Raw genomic sequence first — 20,895 nt, 5'->3', positions numbered from 1 at the left:
GAAACAGTTTGAAGGATAGCTTTCAATCGAAGGAGACGGTCCGACCACCATTAGCTTGGGAGCATGAAGGGAATTGTGCTTACCGGGAGCGGAAGTGGAAGTTGGTCAAACGATGGGATCGGAGCGAATGGGAGCTGTACGATATGGAGGAAGATCGCTGTGAGCTGAATGACTTATCGGCTGAATTTCCAAACAAACGCGATGAACTCCTGGCAAAATATACGTCTTGGGCCAATCGCGTTGGAGTTATCGAATGGCAGCAACTCGAAGCCGAGCGGAATGCCAAAGGCATTTTCACGGATTGGATGCCTCACCCGCACGATTAAAACCTGATCTACGAAATATATGAATCCTTACAAAATCATAGAAGCGACTGAGCACACGGTAACATATGAATACAGAACAATCTACACTTTGATTTTGTACGGATCCTTAGGATTAGCATTGGTTGGATACTTCTCTAAGCAAGAGATCATACTGCACTTAGGAGGGATTTCGATTTTTATACTTTTTGCCTTCAAGTTGATCTTGGGCCGGACTGCATCCAAAGAAATTAAAAATGCTCTTAGAGACGGGATGGTTGAGTTTAGTGGTAGCAAGCATTCGTTTAAGAATCCAATTAGGATCAAGATTCCGAGGAAGGTTGAGCAAGCCACTTCACGGAATTCAGACAAGCCGGATTCCCTCAATGAAACTCCCCGACTCAAGGATCGGGGTATCTGAAATACAAGAACAAGCTCTTTTCTCTTTTGCTCTCAAGAATCCAGCAAACATCGTTGGTATTCGATTCGCGACCAAGGTCACTCCTACAGCTACTTTCGCGTGTCAAAATGTAGGAGCCAGCTTGCTGGCGATCTCCGCGATTTCAAACTTTCCCTTCAGTCACCGACCCCGACGCAGGCATCGGTGAATAACAAGTTCAACTTTGTTTTAGATGGGAAAATCGGATATCGAAATTTACGAGATAGATTATTGTTAAGCAGGCAACGATGGGCTAACGCTGTCCGGATTCGTAGTAGGGGAGGGTGAAACTTTAATCCTGAAAGATATCGCTGGTCAGCAGCACTCAATTCCCAAAAGCAACATCCGAAGTCGTAGTAAGCTCGACCTATCCATCATGCCTCCAGATGGTGCACTCGGCTTGTCCGCTCAGGATCTGGCCGATATTCTTTCGTTTCTTGCGGAATAGGGTTTGATTCTTTGTGTGTGGAAAACGGTAACAGGTAGGAGCTGCTTTAGCTGCGATTCCTTGGGAACGCCAAGCCCCAGCTTGGCATTTTTAGATTCGAATCGCAGCTAATTCCACTTCGACAAGCTCAGGACGGGCAGCTTGTACATTTTATTCGTTTGTATGAATCAAGCTCGCGGAAATTTATTTAACCAGAAGTGGTTATGCGTTCTGTATACCGCACCTAAAAAACACAGATAGGACTCGAACTCTCAAAGAGGTATTTTATTTCAAATAACTCTTGTTGAGCTTTTTACAGGACCAGAGGAGGCCACGGGTAACGAGGTCCAGATAGCGATCGTCCGCAACGGTCTCGTCGTAATGGCCGATGGTGGTACTAAATACGCGGGTACCGTTATAGTCGTTCGTCCATACGACGACTGCTTCAGTGTCCTGGGCAGAGGTCACTGTTCCGTTTTTAAGCTTACGTTCTGGCTGATGTTGGGATCCGGTTGCCAGTCCTTTGGCGTTGGGGAAAACTTGCACATTGTTGTAAAGCTCCTCAGGCCCGGTTGCCCAACCACTCATGTCCTTGGTGATCACATTTTTTGAGTTTGTGAAATCGATGATGATTGGTTCTTTCGGGCCATGTCCGCTGGATTGAATACCCAGGTAATCGAACCAGAGACTGTCATCCGTTCCAGCTGTTGACGGGACTTTATGGTCTCCAACACGGTAACTGTGCATCGCGCAATGGAGATTTACTCCGGGAATACCATTTTGATGGGGAGCGAGGATATTTTTCAAGGTAGCCACATCGTTCATTCCCGCAGCGCACTCGTCATGAATAACCACATCGTAACCCTTGGCATAGTTTGGATTTCCGTAGATGGCTAACGGAGGGGTGTTGGTTGAATCGTCGGTGTGAACCTGATCTACAATCGCATGGGCACGGGCTTCGATGCCCTTTTTGAGGATGTGTTGCTGGGTGGCATAGGCGTGGCAGCATCCGCCCGTAATCAAAAGAACTTTTAGAGGTTTAACCTCCTTTTTCTGAGCCTGCAAAGGAGCGGCAGCAAGGACTAGAACTGTGATCAAGGAAATCGCTGAGACGAATAGGGTAGAAGTATGTTTTTTCATATCGATGGGGTTATTACGTGCTAGTTTGAGGACTTGAACAAGTCGTAAATTTGGATGACTGACTTTTCACTTTCTGCAAAGTTCAGCACCTGCTCCTCTCTTTTTTCAAGCTTAAGCACCGGGCAGAAGAAGCGATCTGTGAACTAATTCTGAGATCTATAAACAACTCGCCCAGTTCTTAATTCTCCGGATTTGTCAGCTTGTTGCGAAGGATTTCCAATTCCTGCTTGTGCGGTTGAATCTTGCGTCTGATTAAACGTTTCTGTGTCCAGATTTCGAAGGCCATTGCCACGATCATTACTCCGATAGCAGGCACGATAAGCCATTCTGAATCACCGCTTACTCTGAACATAACGAGCAAGAAGAGTAAGGCTCCTACGTAGGGTGGCATAAACACTTTTATCATATGTTTTCGCTTATCGATCTGATAGTTGGCCTGATCAATATCGCGGTCCAGATCGTCCAAAAGGCTGCTTGAATATTTTTGTTCTCGTTCAAGCTGCTGTTTCTTTCCGGAGTAAATGTTAAATGCAAACTTCACCCAACAGGCAGCGGCACACAGAAGGGCTAATGCATCCCATAATCCAACATTGGGTATTTCGTTGACTAGTCCAAGGTGTGAAAGGAAACCGAAGGTAAGAAAAAATACGATTACAGCTAATACGAAAAGGGTGCTGCCGTACGATAACCATTCTTGCCACCAGATCACACGTTTGAACTTACGGGTTTTGGTCCTGAGGATGTTATGCAGTCCTTCCTCGTTTAGGGCGTAAAGAGGTGCTTCGTTCTGTGAGTCCCAGATTATTTTCATATCTTCAAATTCCATGGTTGGTTTCCTCGTTCGATTTTTCAGTTAAACTTTTTTTGATACGATTCAATTTCACACCTACGTTGCTTTCGCTTATCCCCAAAGTGGATGAGATCTCCTTATAACTGTACCCGTCCAGCATCATCAGGGTCAGGGAACGGTCGATCTCATCCAGCTGACTTATTTGCTCATACAGCCAGTCGAGTCGTTGATTTCTAACCACAGAAACTTCCTTCAAGGTATGCTCTTGTTCTCCCATTACTTGATGATGGTCCCGGTGTTTCCGTTCTTTTTTCGACCAAGCGATTGCAGAGTAGAGTGCTACCCGGTAGATCCAGGTGGATGCCTTGGATTCACCGCGGTATTTTGGAACTGAATTCCAAACTTGAGTGGTGATTTCCTGAAACAAATCCTCCTGGTCGTGTGAATTGAAGGCATAGGCTCGCACTACTTTGAAAAACAGCCCTCGATAATCTCTCAGCCATTCATCGAATAGTTGTTGCTGGTCCGTTTCCTTCATCTTTTGAATCATTCTTAACCCCACTTGTGAGTTGGAACGAAGGTTTTCTTACACATAGACAAGAAATAGTTCATTTAATTTTCAGCCAACGGCTCATGGATACAAGGATTACTTGCAGGGAATAAGACTATGATCGTCCTAAACCGTCTTATCGCAGGGTTTAATGGTGGTACTGAAAACGTGGGGCCGTTGTAACGTTTTTGGAAAATGGAAGCGTCAATTTTCTTTTTCAAAAATTTCGGCTTTGGATGGTTGTCCTGTCGATTGGACGCTTACTCTTCAAGGGCGATTTCAATAGAAGAATATTTTTGAAGGATGGTTTCGGGTATCGCCGTTTGTCGAAGATCTGCCGATTTCCATTCAGATAATGTCAGTGACGAACCCAAGGCCTGTAATAATGGTAAAGTCCTTGCTCGCAGTTCACCTGACTCATGGATGATTGATGATTCGTATACTCGTTCAGATATTCGAAGATCTCGCGGGCTGCCCAGGCATTCCCGGTTTCATTCCAATGAGGATCCTCCTCAAAAATGAATTTCGCATAGTTGTTGTCCGCCATTTTGGTGGCGAAGCGCTCGTACAGGTTGATGACATTGTTGGTACCTAAATCGGTTAACTCTGATGCATTGTCTTCTATTGTACGCGGTAAAATGATTATGTGAAATTCTCCACCAGCTTTTTGGACATCGATCTTCCGGCGTTTTAGGATACTGTTGAACAGGGCGATATTTTTTTTGCAATTGAGCTGATTCTGAATTCGCTCTCAAAGCTGCTTCAATTGCATCCGCCTCTTCTGAGTGGTAAGTCTTGCTATGATTAATAAATGTCTGGAGGTGTATCCGTTTATTGAGGTCGGTCGAATTATAGAAAAAATGATCGACAGTCTCTATTGCCAAATAAGTAAGGTGAAGCTTTGAGATAAAACGAATGATCCATGAGCTTTCCTGAGGCGGATTTTGCTTAAGCTGTTTTTTGTCTTCCAGAGTAAAGAGTTTGTTTTCAAAGATGTTACGAAAGTCGTTGGCCGTAAAAAGGTAGAAGACATGGTCTAGCCGGGTTTTTGCAGCTGCTTCTTGATAGTAGATATACGACTGATCCGTTCCGTAACCATCGACCCCATAGTTTAGAGTAGTATAGGGACTGTTGGATTTAATATTTAGGAGATAGTCGAGGGGTTCAGTGAAAGAATAGACGGCAGGAATTCTCAGATTTTCAGTGAAAGAGTCTCCGGAAAAAGCAAGGGTCGTTGAAGCTTCCAACTCTTTTTCGGAGAAGTTCCGATGTTGTCGCAGTCCCAGATTGTTGTGGCAGACCCAATGTAGGGCTTGGGTATCGGGTAGCATTTTACGAACCGCTTTCGCCGTCTGCCCTGTGTCCACAAGGTCGTCGATGACAAGCCAGCCTTTGCTATCGATATCGAGACCCTTGATTACTTTCGCTTCTCCCTGTGTTTGATGGTCGTAACTGGCGACGCAAATGGTTTCGACCAAACGTAGTTCAAGTTCTCGTGCCACAATGGCGGCCGGGATTAATCCTCCTCAGGTTATTGCGATTACGCCTTCCCATTTTTGATTCATCAAACGCCAGGCCAGTGCACGGGCATCGCGGTGTAGCTCTTCCCACGATACAGGATAGTCTTTCCGGAATTCAGCCATTGTGTTTCTTTCTAATTATGGAGTTTTGGATGTGGTGATTGAAAACGGGGATGTATTGGAGTTTCAAAATTTGTAACGAGGGTGGAGGAATGATGTAAATAAATAACACCTTATTGATTGGCTGTCCCCGGTAAAATTGAACCGCTAACTGCGGCCAGTTTTCCAGGCCTCGAATCGTTTGAGTGTATCTGGATCGGTGGCAGGATACAGTCCAATTATGGGAACGCCTCGACGGACTTCTTCCAACACAAACTCCTCAAATTCTTCCATGGGTTCCGCCTCGGCAGCAATCTGGTCTACGAAATGGTGGGGAATTACCATGACCCCATCTGTGTCTCCAACGAGAACGTCCCCCGGGTAAACGGGAACACCTCCGCAACTGATTGGTACGTTCAAGTCTACGGCGTGGTGTTTAGTGAGATTAGTTGGCGCAGAAGGTTTGGCTGCATAAACGGGCATCTGTAGCTGAGATGCCCCATAGGCATCGCGTATCCCTCCATCGCTAACGCATCCGGCAGCACCTCGGACTTCCAGACGGGTGAGTAGTATCGAACCAGCTGATGCGGCCGATGCATCTTGTCGGCAATCCATTATGAGAACATGCCCTTCTGGACAGGTCTCAACTGCGACACGTTGAGGGTGATCAGGTTCGCGAAATGCACTCAGTTGATCAGTATCTTCGCGAGCGGCTATATAGCGCAGCGTAAAGGCTGGTCCCACGAGTTTTGTCGCTTTTGTATTAAGACAGGAGACACCTTGGATATAGGCGTTCTTAAAACCGTGTTTATACAGCAGGGTTGCTATGGTGGGAGTACTTGCAGAAAGAAGTCGGCGACGTGTTTCTTCTGAAAGGATTGGGGCGGATGGTGTGGGCATCGGATTGTTACTTTGTGAACTTCTTTATTTTACTGAATTAAAAATCAAAACGTGGATTTGTAATGCCAGGAACAGTTCCACTTCTCACCGGAGTTTCGCAAGGAGAATTTCTGACAGGTCTTCTGGGGATTGATGGTTTAGGAATAATTGAGCCCACAGCTCTATGCTTAGTAATGAAAAAATAATACTTCTGTCTGATCTCAGATCTTCATAAATGTTTTCTGCTTCTTTTTCTCCCCACTTAAACAGTTCCGGGACCATCCCTCCGCGCAAGAAATCAACACCTTTTCCCCACATGGCAGCCGAAAATCCAAACCCTACTTTTTTGGCATGGACGATCGCATGAGGGAGCTTTTTTTCAGCAGCCTTTTTAACGATATACTTTGTCTTGTTTTGATTAAATTTCGACTGAGGATTTAGATGAAACGCAAAATCGATTAATTGGTTTGATAAAAAGGGTACCCTTGCTTCGACGGAAACCGACATTGCCATTTTATCATTTGAACGAAGTAATGTTCTGAGGTGGATGTAAAAGTCATCCAAGCCTCTCGCCAAGAATGCCCTGTCCTCTACGGGCGCGACTTTTTCGAGTTTCTTAAACAGATTCTCAGCTCGTACACTTCTCTGGAGTCCGTCGATTACAGACATCCTGGCTTGTGAGCTGAAGCTCTCTTTAATGTTCGTTCTGGACAAAGGTGTGAATGGTTTTTCGGCTAATAGGGCAAGGTCGATCGGAGCTAGTAGACGGAGATAATCGCCGAGTTTTTTAAACAATCGGTTATTCGGAATAAACTTAGAATGTATTCGTCGTTTTTTCCACATGTGGTAGGCTGATACATGCCAATCATAACCTCCAAAAAGTTCATCAGACCCATCTCCAGCAAGTAAAACTTTGAATCCATCTTTATGAGCCGCGCTACAGACAGATTTGTAGATAATATTCTGTGGATAATAATTGGGCTGATCATTGTGGTAGACAGCTTTAGGCCAGGATCGCAGGAAAGTTTCCTGGCTAACCTTAATCTTGTTCAAATGCATACCGATATGCTTGCAAACGGTCTCGGCTCTTTGAACCTCCGGGAAAGGGGCGTTTTCCACATCGGCAACATAGCCTTCCATGTCGGGTTTCAACTCCTTTCCAATAGCTGCTATCAAACTTGAATCCAATCCACCGCTACACATGGTTGCCAGAGGTGCGTCGGAAACGAGATGACTCTGAACACTCTGCTCAAATATTTGTTCGAACGAACGTAGCTTATCTTCAAACGGAGTACTGGCAGAGTCCAGGATTCGGTCGACGTTTACATCTCGGAGTATATCGAAGTAGGTGATGACGCGATTTTGACTCCGGGTAATTTTAATTATAGTTCCGGGGAGTACGGACTTAATATTTTCAAAAGGCGTCCAATCACCATCGAGCCGTCCCATCAGTACCTGAGTTGATAATGCATGCATATCTGGTCGGCAGACAATTTCTGGATGATCGAAAAGAGCCTTCATCTCCGATGCGAATACATTTAAATTTCCTTTTTCGACCCAATAGAGTGACTTTATTCCTGCTCTGTCTCTGACCAACCAGAGGCTATTATCCCTGAAATCAAAATAGGCAAAAGCAAACATCCCATCCAGTTTTAGAACCGCTTTTTCAGGTCCCCAATGGTACAGTGCATATAGCAGGACCTCGGTGTCTGTGGTGCTCTTAAAAGTGACGTTCTCTTTTTTAAGCTGATGTCTCAGTTCACGGAAATTGTAGATTTCACCGTTATAAGAGAGGACGGCATTACCATCGCTCGTCACAAATGGTTGATGTCCGTTCTTTGACAAATCGAGAATAGTCAAACGCGTATGACCTAGGCCGAGAGAACCCTTTTTGAAGGTTCCACTATCATCTGGCCCACGATGGGTGAGCCGGTGCGACATTTTTTTGAGAATATTTTCGTCTGCTTCTTCTCCGTTCTTATTCCAATATCCAACAACGCCGCACATGATTCGTTAATAGTCTAACCCTTATTGAGCAGGCAGCATGTTTCTGATAGCTGCTATTTTCCAGTGTTTGTCTTCCAGCTTTACGATAAATGTGCTCCACATTTTTCTCATACTACCGTCCTCGTTTGTTATTTCATACCTTGCATCCGCGATAGCATTTTTCTTATCGAGAAAGCGTATGTGTTCTATCGTAAGCGTTCTGCTTCCTGGTCTGCTGGTTGAACTTTGCATCATTCCAGCGAGTGCTTCATCAAAGCCTCGTCTCCATGTGCCCGAGGATACCAGTTGATCAATGTCGTCGACTAAAATGTTTTTCAGCAGTTCTCCGTCCTTCGTTTCTCGCGCCTGACTGTACTGGTCAATAAGCGTATGGATCTGATTTTCCTGCTTTTGAATGGCCTTTGTCTTTTCGGCTACCAGAAGTGAAGCCAAAGTAAGATTGAGCAAAGAAATGAGTACTATGGTTTTCATGATTCAATTGAATGTGAGTGTTTGAAAAAATGGCTATCTACTTTCATTAACCGCACTTTTCAGAACTAACTGAATTACCAATGATCGGGTAAATGGTTTTGCGCTGTTTTGTGGATGCTCAAAGTGAGTAATGCTTGGGCTGTATGCAAAATAAAACCGAAGATTTATCGGGTTTAGATTGGCTCCTCGGTAACAGTACACATTTTCATTGGCTCCAGGCAATCGGGTGTGTCAATGTGGTTCCTATGAACATTTGTAAACGCGTTATCTGTGTGTGTGGAATGCTGATCAGCGTTTGGCTGAATGGAGCAGATCGAAAGCCCAATGTCGTTTTGATTATGGCGGACGATGCAAGTTGGGAGTGTTTCGGAAGTTATGGCGCGGTGGATTACAAAACGCCCCATCTCGACAAGCTAGCCAGTGTGGGTCTTCAGTTTGACCACTGTTACTCGACGCCTATTTGTACAACTTCCCGGGTGAAGTTGATGACGGGGCAATACAACTTCAGGAATTACACCCATTTCGGTTATCTAAATCCTAAAGAAAAAACCTTCGGACATATGATGCAGGAAGCGGGTTATAAAACGGCGATTGCCGGTAAGTGGCAGTTGAACGGTCTCTATCATGGAGCACCTAATTCTCTTGATAAGATGCGACCCATCAAAGCCGGATTCGACGAGTCACTGCTTTGGCAAGTGACCACCGGAAAATCGAAAAATGACGGAGGAGGGGAGCGTTATTGGAATGCACCTCTCGAGCACAATGGGGTGACTATAACCAGCGAAACCAATCACGGGAAATATGCACCCGACCTGTTTACTGATTTTATCTGCGATTTCATGGAACGAAACAAAGACGATCCGTTTTTTGTGTATTACCCTATGGTGCTGGTTCATGACATTTTTATCCCAACACCGGATTCTATTGGGGACATGTCGTTGGAAGATGCCATGAAAAACCCTAAGGAGCCCGAGGTGAAAAAGAAGAACTTCGTGGCCATGGTAAATTACATGGATAAACTGGTTGGGAAAATCGTAGCGAAGGTGGAAAAGCTCGGACTTGCCGAAGACACTATGATTTTATTTACGGGCGATAACGGAACTAGCACTGGTATCACTTCCAGATGGAACAATTTGGAGTTTAAGGGAGGCAAGGGCGGTACGACTGACTTTGGTACGCACGTTCCTTTTATTGCCTATTGGAAAGGGCACACGCCCAAGGGTAGCGTAAGCAAAGACCTGATCGAGTTTACGGATTTTTATGCGACCCTGGCCGATGCAGCTGGAGTTGAGTTGGGAGTCGACGATCCCATTGACGGGATAAGTTTCTTTCCTCAGCTCAATGGAAAAAAAGGAAAGATCAGGGAGTGGCAGCTAAATCATTACCAGCCATACTGGGGACCTATGCCGGGGCAGTATGTGCGCACCAGAGACTACAAGCTCTATCGAGACGGCCGACTCATTCATGTGACCGAGGATCTTTTTGAGGAAACCGATATTTCAAATTCGACTAAACCAGCAGTTGTTACAGCAAAAGAAAAATTGCAGAGTCTATTGGAACTAATTCCTCCGGTTGAAGAGGGCAAAGGAGATGTGAGAACCAAGCAACGCCCGGTCTATCCAGGAATCCAGAACCTGTTTGAGGAAGGTGATTAACTATAAACCTTTTAGTAGTCGGATCATATCCGATAGTACTTTTCCGCATTGTCATGGAAAAGCTTATCACGTTCCTCATTCGAAAATTCAGCCGTAACCTGATCGTAGGCATTCCAAACTGTTTGGTAGTCACTGAAGAGTATATCGACCGGAAAGTTACTGGCAAACATGCAACGGTCTGCCCCAAAAGATTCGATGACCTTGAGCACAAACGGACGGATGCTATCGACGGTCCAATGCTTATCACACATGCCAAGTCCGGAAATTTTTGCGACAACATTGGTGCATGCTGCCAATCGTTGAAGTGCCGAGTACCACCCATTGATGTTTTCAGTATCTCTATCGGCTGGCATTCCGGCATGGTTCAAAATGAATAAAATATCCGGGTTGTCTTGAGTGAGTGATATTGCGTCATCCACCTGCTGATAGTAGATTTGCAGGTCGAACGATAGATTATATTTTCGAAGCAGACTGAAGTTCTTACGCCAGGTGTCATCCTTCAAATAATCATGCTCCGCCATATTCCAATTTGCGTTCTTATGTCTATTTAGGATTTGTCGGATTCCGCGGACGTTTTCGTATGCGCAGTGCTGAGATAATATTTCATCTATGTCCGGGGATGAAAAATCTGCAAAGCCGACAATTGCATGTGGATATCCTTGTGAACCAGGCGTATCCGCCAAACTCTGAAGCCACTTCGATTCATTCGCTGAGTGGGCAGGATCGTATCCACACTGAACGTGTACAGATTTCACAAGCTCGAGTTGTTCGGTGTCCGTGATTAAATTCGCTGGAAGATATTCCCTTGGTAGGTCAGGCGGAACCCCCCACAACATTTCCTGATCTCGATTTTCCAGCCAAGTGTAGTTGCCGCTTTTTACACTCCAAAAGTGATGGTGTGCATCAATTATCTTCATTTCGTGTTAGTGTTAGGATTATTGAAATACTGGACGACTGCTCCATAAGTAAAAACTAACTGCCGTTACTGCGCGGTGTATCCTCCATCAACTGGAATGAGGGCACCGGTCATAAACGACGAATCTGGCTGACTCAAAAAGTAAACTACATTTGCGATCTCCTCCGGCGCAGCTATGCGACCAAGCGGAATGGTGTCTGCTTCGGCCTTCCACGCGGCAGCAGTATCGCCACCAAAGCGCGTTTCACCTAAATCCGTAAATATCTTATCCGTCATGGGTGTCTTCACCGTTGCCGGGCAGACGGCATTCACGCGAATACCCAGTGGACTAAGCTCGACGGACAGCGACTTGGCCAGTTGTGCAACTCCACCTTTTGTAGCTCCATAAACAATTGAGCCTTCTTTACCAGCAAACACCTGGTCAGATGCCATAAGAATAATACTTCCTACGCGAGCATCCTTCATGGGTTTGGCCACCGCTGCCACCGTGTAAAGAGCTCCTTTCAAATTTATGTTTATGATGGCATCCACATCTTCTTCTTTAAGATCAAAAAGACTTGAAAGTCTTTGAATCCCTGCGTTGGCAAAAAGTACGGATGGTGTGCCGAATTGTTTGACCGCCTGATCTACCGCTTCGTCAATCGATTTTCTATTACTTACATCGGTCTTGAAAAATGCGACCTTTCCAGGATGTGACTCTTTAGTGAGTTCGATGCTCGCCTCTTTATTAATATCCAAGATCGCAACATCATACCCTTCATCGGCAAACCTTCGTACGGCCGCTGCTCCAATCCCTGTTGCTCCTCCTGTGATTACTGCCAGGGACATAAATATTATCTGAGTTAGGATTTAATCCTTTGTGGTTATTGAAAGAGACTCTCTCCGAATGAAGGAGGTATAGCCCGGATTACGACTTCAATCCCAGACCGATGGACTTGCAGTAGCGAATGCTCTCCTCGATTTCGGCCTTTTGGAAATCCTGGGTTGCTTTATCTATATTGTGATCGGCTCTATCGGCATTGGGGCCTTCGGGTGCTTTCCAGGGATCGCGGTATGTTCCTTTCCCTGCCCATTTGAGATAGCGGGCCAGGGTGGTTGCTTTCATGTCGGGAAACATTCCCATAAAGTCATCTTCCAGAAATGGAATCTCTCTGTTGAAACCAGAGATAGTTTCAATGTGAACAGGTACATTCGGGCAGAGTTCTTTGAAGCGTTTAAAGTAAGCTACCCAATCCACATCTCCTTTTCCCATTGCTGTCCATTGAACGGTGGTACCTTTCTCCGATGTCCAAATGGCAGAATCTCGCAGACTGGTTGTTACCGCATAAGGTCCCATAATTTCCAGGTTTTCAAGTGGATCTTCCAGTGTCCAGGAAGCGTTACCCGCATCTAGATTGGCACCCATGTAATCGGAGCCGCCAGCTTCCTCTATCAATGTTACCACTTCGCCCGCCTGCATATCGCCGGCGTGATTTTCGATGGCAATTTTTATTCCCGCATCCAGGGCTTGGGTACGACAGGCACGGCAAACTTTGGCGGTGTCTTTGATGCGTGCCATAATTCCACCTTTCGTCATACGGTCGTCCCTGTTTCCAAGAATAACACGGATAACGGGGGAACCGGTTGCCTCGGCGACGCGAATCGAAAGACGCAAATGTTCTTCCGCAGTTCCCCATTTGTCTTTGAAGGTGGTTGAGGTCGGGCAAATGCTCCAGGTGCCGACATGGATATCGAGTCCTTTGTCTGCGGCTTTCTTCCGGACATCGCGAAGGTATGGCATATCGAGGCTCTTAAAGTGATCGAGGTCCGACATGAATAAGGAATCGATTCCCAGCTTCTCTGAATATTTCAGATGATCTTCGACCATCCAATTCATTGCCCGAACCGCAAAGTTGTCGTAACCAAGCTTGACTCCGGCGTTTTTGTGGTGGGCTGCAAATCCGGTCAACGGACTGGCTGCAGCGGCTATTCCACTAGCTGCGATGGTTTTAAGAAACTGACGGCGATCTGGGAATTGGGGTAGATTTGACATGGTTTTTAGCAAACCGAACTCCATTCACACAGGAAAGCAAAAAACCTTCGTTTTTAAATAAATGATTCGGCCTTAGGCTTCACGTTCAAAAAACAGGGTGAATTCATGCCTGTTGTAGGTGAGGTGGGTGCTGGCGACTAATTTTAAACCCGCGGAATTTGCACTTGCGATAGTCGAGCGAAACAAATCGTTTGTTTCGCCATAACTCGTGGCCCCGGGAGTTTTCAAAGTAAAGACGACCAGGCCTTTCGCCCGAAGGCGCTTGGATAAGCGAATTACCTGATCCAAGGCTTTCTGCACCTCGCCATTCATATCACAAAGTATGGCATCGAAATTCACCCGGCCAAGAGGTTGATATTTTGCCACATCTTTTTTGATAAAACTTAGACTGTCCCGGCCGTCGAGTCTAGGATCAAGCGGTGCGCGATCGACTGCGGTCACTCGATACCCTCGCTCAAGTAACTCCGAAGTCATGCCTCCTGGACAAGCTCCTAATTCCAGCCAACGGCATCCTTTCTCCGGAAGCTCCTGATGCAGTTTGAGGTAATGCAATGCTTCGGCAATCTTGGCTCCTGCCCGGCTAATCGTATGCGGTGTTCTCTGGCTTATAAATTTGGTTCCACCTGGATAGAATCCGTTGGCGTCCCGAGGACTAATCATCCCGCAATAGAGTCCTTCTTTACCAAGCAAACAAAACAGGCTGGCACGAACCGGGTCCTGATCCTCCGGATCACTTATTCCTGCCTGCTCGTTGGCTAACAGCGATAGTGTCCGACCTCGAAGGTTAGTTGCCAAAGATTTGTAGTAGTTGCTTGCTGAACTGGGATTCAGTCGCCCTATATAAACGCCTTGAAAATCCCGATCGCCGAACTTTTTCGACAAGGATTGTGCGGCCTTTTCGATAAATCCATCCATCTTCTCCGGATTGCAAGGCCACGCGTGATGAATGGGTAATTTCCATCGAATATAGCTCGCAGCGTTCTCGACCGATGAGGGTTTATTTTCAGGAATCTGAATCAGAAAGTATTCTTCTCCGAGTCGCTTTGTCAGCTTCGCTCCCAGGTCAACGATAATTTCATCTGCAAGGTGCTCGAAGTTTTTCGAGATGCGGATCAAACAAGGTGACGCTGATGCGGGAAGTGTAGGCATTATCGCTTTTGATTTTTGATTGAATGGTAAAAAAAAAGGCCCAGATCTTGGATCTGAGCCTTGGAAATACTTTTAATCAATGAGCTTATTTCTTTTTCCTGACAGGAAAGGAAGCGAAGAACTCGTCCGCACTCAATTCTCCGTTACTATCCGTGTCGGCCTTGGAGAACGATTTTGTCGCTTGCTTGCTAAATTTTGCTTCGTCGAATTCCTTTTTATTTTTCTCAGCAGTTTTTTTCCCGTTTACGAGCTTGATTGAAACCCACTCTTCTTTTGAAAGGATCTTGTCTCTGTTCTGGTCGCCTGTGGCGAACTGCTTTTCTTGAGCTTTGGTGGCTGAAAAGCCAACCGAGGCAGTTAATATAAAGGCTGTAACCGCAACGATAAGTGATGATTTTTTCATAATTTGGATAGCTGATCCGGGATATTTAAATTCGTCAATATCCATATTCAGTAGTACCCCGGGTAGAGATGGATCGTTCTTTTGTGATCGAATCCCCGGTCCATGCAGGATTTCCGGAAATCTACATCTGAGAGACTAGAGCTTGCTTTTTCGAACCCAAGTACTGATGTTTATCGCCCTCAGTTTTCTGATCCAGGATTGCTGATCATGAAAACCTGTGAAATACTTACTTCAGTTCCTACTTACTCTCCTTCTGTCGCAAGGACTCGCTCAAGCTGAACTTGAGAATGTTTCTGATAAAGAGCCATCGGTTATCATAGCCTCAACTTTTACAAAGATTGAAAACAAGGTACTTCTGGGATCCATTTCAACTCGAGTTAATTTGGATATTGGTGAACTTACTTTAACCGAAGGCTCCTTTCAGGGCACTTACCGTGTAAATGTTGATGCTAGCGCAGTGCCTGCGCCGCTTAGATTCATTGCTGAAGCTAAGAATGAAATGGGTCAAATTACTTTACCCTGCTTTAGTTCGTTTTCGGAATTGATGGCTAAAGGTGGCACTTTGAAAGGGCATGGCTACTGCAAGGAAAAAGACATGTCACGGATCATTATCTGTGAAGTTTTTCCAGGTGAAGACGGTAAACAATCCGGGACAATCAAACTGACGATTGATACCGGATTGCGAATTATGGATTTTGTCTCAAAGTATGAGGCCAACGAAAGTTGAAGATTTCGTGCCTTATTTGAGAGTGCCAATTTAAAGTTTATGGCCTCAAATCGAAACTTCCCGTCGCTCGGTGATCGAAGCTTCACAGCCTTCGATTATCTTTTGAGCTGTGATTGCATCGTATATGGTCGATAAAGGTTTCGAACCTTTTTGAACGCATTCTTCTACGAAATGCCGAACTTCTTCGCGGATGTGCCATTCGTATACGGAGTAGGTATGAGAGTGGACCACACCTGGTTTATTTTCAACCCAGTCACGATAGCTAAAGCTCGTTGCCCCATCTGTGCCGATTACCTTTACTGAAAATGTCCACGGTTCGCTCGAGTTATCATCGGCTGCGAAATCGGCACAGAAATGAGCCAACGCTCCTGACTTCAGTCGGAGGTTTACCAGGGCCAGGTCCTCGCCTTTGAATTCGTTGTAATGCACGATCGATTTCATGGCTGATACCGATTCGGGGGCATGCATTTCACCCCCAAGAAATAAAAGAATATAACTGTGATGAGTGAGGATGTGTCGAATCACACCTGGATAACGGCAGGCAACGATTTCCGGATGATGAATGTGATAGTGAATGTAAATGGCTACCAACTTCCCTATTTTTCCAGAATCGAGCAGTTCCTTTGTTCGATGAAGCGATGGCTCATGAATGTAATTATGGCCTGGGCACAGAATGAGGTGATTCTCTTCCGCACAGGCTTTGAGCTTTTCCAGCTCACTAATGGTTGGTGCCACGGGTTTTTCTATCAACACGTGTTTTCCCGCCTCCATAGCGAGCGTTGCATATTGGGTGTGGCTTTCCAGGTTCGTCAGAATAAAAACGGCATCTACGCTCTTGTCGGCAACCAGTGCTTCGACCGATTCATAAACTGTACAGCCGAATCGCTTCGCTTTATCAGCGTTCAATTCGGAATCGATCGACCAAATACCGGCCAGCTCTGCTGACGCACATTTATCGATGGCTTCAGCATGGAGGAGGGAGATGTCTCCTGCTCCGATGAACGCGATTTTGGTAATGGGCATCTGTTTGGAGTTAGGCAGTTTTTAATTAAAATGATTATCTTTCGAATTTGGTTTAGGACCTAACAGCCATTAGAAAACTATTTCCGGGTCCAGGAGTAATTTACCTGGTCGAAATGGTAAGCTCCTTTTGACGGCACTTCCTCCGCATAACTGTTCGGCAACCAGGATGTAAAGTTTTTAGTCAGCTCTCTATGTGAAGCGATCAGGTTGGTCCATTCGTTGGGGTCGCTTATGCGGTCGTAGAGTTCTTCGCCTTCACGTCCCTCGGCGTAACGGATGTAACGCCAGTCTTTTGTTCGGATGGTTGTATTTCCTTTTAAAAAATCAGAGATCGCCGGGTGCGTCCAAGCGATTTGCGGATCTTTGAGCACAGGCGTTATATCGATACCGTCTAAATCTTTTGGAACAGGCAAACCGCATAGGCTTGTGAGGGTGGGGTAGAGGCAAGTGAGGTCGACTGGTGTTTCGGTTTTTGAGCCAGCTTGAGTGACATCCGGAACAATCATGATGAATGGCACATGGGTTGATCTTTCCCAAAGCGTGCTTTTTGCGAGATGATCTTTTTCTCCAAACGCGTATCCGTGATCCGACCAGAAAACGACGATGGTGTTGTCCCGGTAATCGCTCCTGTCAAAGGCTGCCATAAGGTTTCCTATCAATGCATCCGCATGAGCAATACCTGCCAGGTAGGATTGCACCGTGTGTTGTAGATCGTCGTGTTCTTCGATCATTCGAAGACCGCCGCGACGATACTCAGCCATCTTTTGGCCTCCTTCCGGAATGTCGTCGAGGTCGCCCTCTTTATTAATGGGTACTTCCACTTTATCTTTGGGCAACTGATCGAAATACTTTTTGGGAGCGTAAAAAGGGAGATGTGGTTGAAACAGACCAACCGCGAGGAAAAAGGGTTTTTGGTGTTTTAGGGACAGGAATTCGCTCGCCCATTTCACGGTTTGACCGTCGCCCATCTCCATGTCATCCACTTCCATTGGTCCCCAGTCGAGTGAGTTGTTTGGGTGTCGGGGCATGGTTGTCAGAAAGCGGCGATCCTCTCCACGTTTTTTAAAGTAATCGACAATCAGATCCTGGTCCCGAATGAGATTAAAATATTCATCCCATTGGTCGGGTGGATTAAAACCATCCGTGTGGTGATGAACTTTTCCTCCGCCTGCGGATGTGTAGCCGTGGCTTTTAAAATACTGAGGAAGCGTCACCAGATCCGGATAGGCGGGACGCCACCAGTGGCCGTTGTTGTATAGGCCGGTAGTCGAGGCTCGTTTCCCGGTGAGGATTGCAGCTCTGCTTGGCGCACAGACCGGACTTGCGGCGTGCGCGTTGGTGAACAGCAAGCCCCGAGCGGCAAGTGCATCGATGTTGGGCGTTGGAACGCGGTCAGAGCCGAGGCAACCTACCCAGTCGTTCATGTCGTCAACTGAAATGAAGAGCACGTTGGGGGAACGTGACGTTCCATCCATTTTATCTGTGGCTGAAACAAAGAGCGGAGAAATCAGAGAGAAAAGAAGAATGAAATTGTTCTGAAATCCTTTCATATGGGGTAGGGTCCGATCGCCGAGCGGACCGTTCTGTGGTTTCGTTTCGGACGGCTCGGCGATCCGTCCCTACCAGTTTACCTGACTATTTTATCCAATGCGAAAGTCGCAAACACGATATCTTTGTCCTTTTCATAGAGTAGCCCGACCTGTCCGTCTGCCATCCTGACAAGCGACGAGTAGGCGGAAGGACCTTCATAAACGAGTAATTCGTGTGGCCAGGTTTTTCCATCATCGTTACTGGCACGAACCGTCATACGAATGCGTTCACCTCTCTCTGCTTTGATGGGTGGATTTGGGTTAGAGAAAAGTAGCGTCTCTTCGTCGAAGCGAATGATACTTCCCTGACAGCGTGGATCGCCGAGGGTTTTGTCAAATCTGGGCTTTGTCCAGGACTCACCAGCATTGGTGCTAAAAGCGATGGATCGATAACCATTTCTTGGGCGAGCTGTTTCTGGAAAACCTTGTGATCTCATATTCATCATCAATCGGCCATCTGATAGTTCGACGACCTGACTTTCATTAACCGTTGGTTTGATGATGTTGCTTATAGACCAAGTGTCTCCGCCGTCATCACTGTACAGGGTATGTGCTCCATAGTAACCGGGGGCTGTATGATTAGCGGGAATGACTAAGCGACCCTTGTGTGGTCCGTTCTCCAACTGAATACCTATACCGGGGCCAGTTGCGTACCACCACCAAGATGGATCTTTAACATTGGCAGTTATTTCCTTTGGTTCTGACCAAGTGATGCCATCGTCGTCGGAGTGTGTTTGGAAAACGCGACGAGTGTTTTTACTGGTGCCTGCGTGCAAATCGCTTCCGTGATCACTCGCCAGGTTCCAGCATAGGATATTTATAATGCGCCCGGTTCTTTGGTCAACGACGGGACAGGGATTACCCGCTGTCTCGTCTCCGGCATCCCAAACCACGATCGGAGCGGACCAGGTCTTCCCATGGTCTGTCGAGCGCTTGGCAATCAGATCAATGTTTCCGCTATCGCCACGATTATCTTTGCGAGCTTCGCAGAAGGCTAATAGGGATCCATCCTTCGTTGTAATCAGGGAGGGGATACGGTAGTTGGAATAACCTTCGTCGCCGGACTTGAAGATCATGTATTCGTCGAACGCGTAGGCTGAAACTGATCCAGCTAAGAAAAAGAATGGGACAATAATAGTTTTGAGAAGAATATTCATTTTTAGTTTTTAGGAATCACAGAAAGCACAGAAAACGCAAAACTTACTTATTACGTTGAATCAGCAATTTGTGCATTTTGCGCTTCTTGTGGTTTCAAAATATTCAGTTATTTGAGTGGTAACGCACCTTTCCAGCCCGCTTCCAAAATTCGTTGATGTTGAAATAGAGTGGCTGCTTGTTTGATGTCCTTCGCAATGTTTATCATTTCATTCGGGTCAGTTTGCTGATCATAAAGTTCTTCCTCAAGAATCTCGCCGCTCTTCCAATCTTTCCATTGAACATAGCGGTAGCGGTCTGTACGAACGGCATAGCCCATGACATCGCCGTGGCGTTTGTGTTTTATGGCGGTGTAATCTCTCGGGTATTGATTGAAAGTTGCGGATTTCCAGGGAAGGTCGGGTTGATCTAAAAGGGGTTTCATGCTTAGTCCTTCGAGCTCTGAAGAAAGGTCAAGACCACACAAATCAGATAGTGTAGGGTAAATATCCACCAGTTCGACAAAGGCATTGGAAGTTACGCCTTTTTCTTTTTGCCCAGGAATAGAAATGATCAAGGGAACTCGGGCTGCTAATTCATAGTTGTTGGCCTTCGTCCAGAGACCTTGTTCGCCTAAATGAAACCCATGGTCGCCCCAAAGGCAAATGACCGTGTTATCTGTCAAATCCAGTTCATCCAATCGGTCGAGCAAGCGCCCGATCAAAACATCAATATAGCTGATACAGGCGTAGTAGCCATGGCGAAGTTCTTGAATCTTATCGGCGGAAATAGCATTAAGGTCTTTTGGAATGTCTGTATATCCTTCTATTTCGTTCCAAGTTCGTGTGGCAAATTCGGGGGCACCTTTCGGATGAGTTTGAGTTACTCGTCCTGGGATCTCTGATCGCTTGTATAAATCCCAGTATTTCTTGGGTGCCACAAAGGGTAGGTGGGGTTTCCTGAACCCGACCCCAAGAAAGAACGGTTGCTGTTTATCTTTTAGGGTAGCGAGTGCTTCTTCCGCCGCGTCGCAAACCAGTCCATCAACGAAGGTATTTTCGGGTACATCCTCGCCTTCAGTTGCTTCGCGCTTAAGTGTGTCGACCGCCCGATTCTCCGCAGACGCATAACGCCATTCGTGTTTTCTTGTGTCGTCGTAAAGCGGATCCTCCGACCAGGACGGAGTATCTTTGGCAGGTGCTCCACTTCCGTGATAAATCTTTCCGATCGAACGAGTATAGTAACCTTTGTTTTTAAAATGCTGGGGCAAGGTTATCAAGTCCGGAATGGTTTCGCGGAAATGAGAATTGAGGTCCCAGACCTGAATAGTGTCCGGCCGTCGGCCCGAAAGCAGTGACAACCTTGAAGGTCCACACACAGCTAGTTGGCAATAGGCTCGGTTAAACACCGTGCCCTGGGCAGCCAGGCGATCAAAGTTGGGTGTGATGGCAAATTCATCTCCGTAGCACCCGAGGTCGGGACGAAGATCGTCTATGCCGATGAAGAGGACGTTGGGTGCTGAACTCGCGGACAAAGGAAGAAGGCCGAAGGTTGCAGGTAGAAGTATTAAAATACAGACAACAATTCTTTGCCTTGGGGTAGGGCCCGATCGCCGAGCGGGCCGTATGTTTGGGGATTCCGGA

General features: G+C 46.3%; 18 protein-coding genes and 1 pseudogene. 3 read left to right on the top strand and 16 right to left on the bottom strand.

All coding sequences use genetic code 11. From position 1 onward, the window contains the following. The coding region (locus tag O3C43_09405) for a hypothetical protein (GenBank protein ID MDA1066705.1) at positions 1-326 on the top strand (326 nt) is incomplete at its 5' end. A gap of 1,127 nt (positions 327-1,453) precedes the next feature. Here the strand turns inward: O3C43_09405 and O3C43_09400 are convergent. From O3C43_09400 to O3C43_09370, 7 genes and pseudogenes are all read right to left on the bottom strand, one after another. Then, positions 1,454-2,308 (bottom strand): ThuA domain-containing protein, encoded by an 855-nt coding sequence (locus tag O3C43_09400; GenBank protein ID MDA1066704.1) that lies wholly within the window; start codon positions 2,306-2,308, stop codon positions 1,454-1,456. Between the two features lie 178 nt (positions 2,309-2,486). After that, entirely contained in the window at positions 2,487-3,134 is a 648-nt protein-coding gene (locus O3C43_09395; GenBank protein ID MDA1066703.1) for a hypothetical protein, read from the bottom strand. Continuing rightward, the gene (locus O3C43_09390; protein ID MDA1066702.1) at positions 3,124-3,636 is read right to left on the bottom strand and encodes a sigma-70 family RNA polymerase sigma factor; all 513 of its coding nucleotides are present in this window, start codon (positions 3,634-3,636) and stop codon (positions 3,124-3,126) included. Before O3C43_09390 ends, O3C43_09395 begins: the two co-directional genes overlap by 11 nt. Before the next feature lie 1,334 nt (positions 3,637-4,970). Then, positions 4,971-5,291: pseudogene (gene gpt, locus O3C43_09385) on the bottom strand (xanthine phosphoribosyltransferase). Positions 5,292-5,435: 144 nt separating this feature from the next. After that, complete coding sequence (locus O3C43_09380; protein MDA1066701.1) at positions 5,436-6,167, bottom strand: ribonuclease activity regulator RraA; 732 nt, start codon at positions 6,165-6,167, stop codon at positions 5,436-5,438. 84 nt (positions 6,168-6,251) lie between these two features. Beyond that, positions 6,252-8,153, bottom strand: a complete 1,902-nt coding sequence (gene asnB / locus O3C43_09375) for an asparagine synthase (glutamine-hydrolyzing) (protein ID MDA1066700.1) — start codon at positions 8,151-8,153, stop codon at positions 6,252-6,254. Positions 8,154-8,174: 21 nt separating this feature from the next. Next, a complete protein-coding gene (locus O3C43_09370; protein ID MDA1066699.1) occupies positions 8,175-8,624 on the bottom strand; it encodes an SgcJ/EcaC family oxidoreductase in 450 nt (149 codons plus the stop codon). Between the two features lie 245 nt (positions 8,625-8,869). Here O3C43_09370 and O3C43_09365 point away from each other — a divergent pair, with 245 nt between their 5' ends. After that, a complete protein-coding gene (locus O3C43_09365; protein MDA1066698.1) occupies positions 8,870-10,279 on the top strand; it encodes a sulfatase-like hydrolase/transferase in 1,410 nt (469 codons plus the stop codon). Positions 10,280-10,302: 23 nt separating this feature from the next. Here the strand turns inward: O3C43_09365 and O3C43_09360 are convergent, their stop codons facing one another. The 5 genes from O3C43_09360 to O3C43_09340 form a co-directional block, all read right to left on the bottom strand. Further along, positions 10,303-11,196, bottom strand: coding sequence for an amidohydrolase family protein (locus O3C43_09360; protein ID MDA1066697.1), 894 nt, complete (start codon positions 11,194-11,196; stop codon positions 10,303-10,305). Between the two features lie 65 nt (positions 11,197-11,261). After that, a complete protein-coding gene (locus O3C43_09355) occupies positions 11,262-12,023 on the bottom strand; it encodes an SDR family NAD(P)-dependent oxidoreductase (GenBank protein MDA1066696.1) in 762 nt (253 codons plus the stop codon). Positions 12,024-12,102: 79 nt separating this feature from the next. Continuing rightward, the gene (locus tag O3C43_09350; protein ID MDA1066695.1) at positions 12,103-13,227 is read right to left on the bottom strand and encodes a sugar phosphate isomerase/epimerase; all 1,125 of its coding nucleotides are present in this window, start codon (positions 13,225-13,227) and stop codon (positions 12,103-12,105) included. Positions 13,228-13,299: 72 nt separating this feature from the next. Then, positions 13,300-14,376: a hypothetical protein gene (locus O3C43_09345; GenBank protein ID MDA1066694.1), complete on the bottom strand. Its 1,077-nt coding sequence runs from the start codon at positions 14,374-14,376 to the stop codon at positions 13,300-13,302. An 85-nt stretch (positions 14,377-14,461) separates the two neighbouring features. Beyond that, positions 14,462-14,779 carry a hypothetical protein gene (locus tag O3C43_09340; GenBank protein MDA1066693.1) on the bottom strand — a complete coding sequence of 106 codons (318 nt, stop codon included), beginning with the start codon at positions 14,777-14,779 and terminating at the stop codon, positions 14,462-14,464. A gap of 217 nt (positions 14,780-14,996) precedes the next feature. Here O3C43_09340 and O3C43_09335 point away from each other — a divergent pair, with 217 nt between their 5' ends. After that, positions 14,997-15,506 carry a hypothetical protein gene (locus O3C43_09335; GenBank protein ID MDA1066692.1) on the top strand — a complete coding sequence of 170 codons (510 nt, stop codon included), beginning with the start codon at positions 14,997-14,999 and terminating at the stop codon, positions 15,504-15,506. A gap of 45 nt (positions 15,507-15,551) precedes the next feature. Here the strand turns inward: O3C43_09335 and O3C43_09330 are convergent, their stop codons facing one another. From O3C43_09330 to O3C43_09315, 4 genes are all read right to left on the bottom strand, one after another. Then, a complete protein-coding gene (locus O3C43_09330; GenBank protein MDA1066691.1) occupies positions 15,552-16,529 on the bottom strand; it encodes a Gfo/Idh/MocA family oxidoreductase in 978 nt (325 codons plus the stop codon). Between the two features lie 77 nt (positions 16,530-16,606). Then, positions 16,607-18,079, bottom strand: a complete 1,473-nt coding sequence (locus O3C43_09325) for a sulfatase (protein ID MDA1066690.1) — start codon at positions 18,077-18,079, stop codon at positions 16,607-16,609. 77 nt (positions 18,080-18,156) lie between these two features. Then, complete coding sequence (locus O3C43_09320) at positions 18,157-19,275, bottom strand: sialidase family protein (GenBank protein MDA1066689.1); 1,119 nt, start codon at positions 19,273-19,275, stop codon at positions 18,157-18,159. A gap of 107 nt (positions 19,276-19,382) precedes the next feature. Next, complete coding sequence (locus tag O3C43_09315; protein ID MDA1066688.1) at positions 19,383-20,786, bottom strand: sulfatase; 1,404 nt, start codon at positions 20,784-20,786, stop codon at positions 19,383-19,385. Between the last annotated feature and the right edge of the window lie 109 nt (positions 20,787-20,895).

This window comes from Verrucomicrobiota bacterium, from assembly GCA_027622555.1.
GTDB lineage: Bacteria > Verrucomicrobiota > Verrucomicrobiia > Opitutales > UBA2995 > UBA2995.
The sequence above is the reverse complement of the archived record's forward strand: the minus strand, read 5'-3'. Positions and strand labels throughout refer to the sequence as shown.